Here is a 966-nt window from a genome sequence, read left to right on the forward strand (position 1 = left end):
GTCGGCACCCGTCGGCACCCTGACCAAACTTACCTGCGGCAATCTCAATAAAGCCTTTACGATTGTCGGCTGGGTGCTGGGGATTGTGCTCTGGTATCGGCTCAACATGTTGCCCGAGCATAGAACCCTGCTGATGCCCGAAATCTCCAGCAGCCACTACCTGCTCACCCTGGGTGTGGTGCTGATGGCGTTGCTGTTTCTGGCCTATGTTCACGGTGACAAATATCTGGTGTTCTCCAGCATGCTGCTGGGGGCGCTGACCAGCGCGCTGTACACCTTCGAACCGCAATGGACACCCAGCGTGTTCTTCTACCACCTGTCACAGCTGTTCTGGATGCCCGAACAAACGACCCTCACCGGCCAGCGCGTCGTGGTGTTCGTGATGTTGCTGGTGGGCATGCTCAGCTTCACCCTGCGCCGCAAGACCTTCAGCTACCAGCCGTTCAACTTGTCGAAGGCGTGCGTGCATTTATTGGCCGGTGTGCTGATGGGCATTGGCGCCTCGATGATGCTTGGCGGCAACGACTCTCAGATTCTGCTGGTATTCCCGACGCTGAGTTTGACCTCGACGTTGCCATTGGCCTCGATTGTCGTGGGGATTGTGGGGACGTTGTGGGTGAAGCGGTGGTGGGGGGCAGAAGGGCTCTGAAATGAAAAAGTCCGGTGTAGGGTCGGGCTTTAGATTTTTATCTGATCAAGTTTTCCATGAGTCGCGAACTTCCAAGGCACACGGAACGCTGCGCCTCTGCTTATCAGATCTGCCTGGATCAAGATTGCCGGCCACCACCGCACCAGATTGTGAGCTTTGCTCCAGTAAGGTTCATTCCCCCAATGTCTGGTTAAGCAGAAAATGGGAAGGCCGCATTCACGAAAGGCTCTTTTCTCAATATCGCCTTTGGTAAATTTGTCCTGCGAGATAACGGCCCATCCACCTTCTTCACTCAACGCTGAAATCCACGCTATATC

Annotated in this window: 2 protein-coding genes; one reads left to right on the forward strand and one right to left on the reverse strand. The window is 55.1% G+C overall.

All coding sequences use genetic code 11. The features are described 5' to 3' along the window. On the forward strand, positions 1-649 hold a 649-nt coding region (locus tag AC1DH9_RS29875; RefSeq protein WP_477809419.1), incomplete at its 5' end, for a YeeE/YedE thiosulfate transporter family protein. A gap of 29 nt (positions 650-678) precedes the next feature. Here the strand turns inward: AC1DH9_RS29875 and AC1DH9_RS29880 are convergent. After that, positions 679-966 (reverse strand): PIN-like domain-containing protein (locus AC1DH9_RS29880; RefSeq protein WP_477809420.1); only part of this gene is annotated, 288 nt, incomplete at its 5' end.

The organism is Pseudomonas sp. 05T35 (assembly GCF_056396605.1).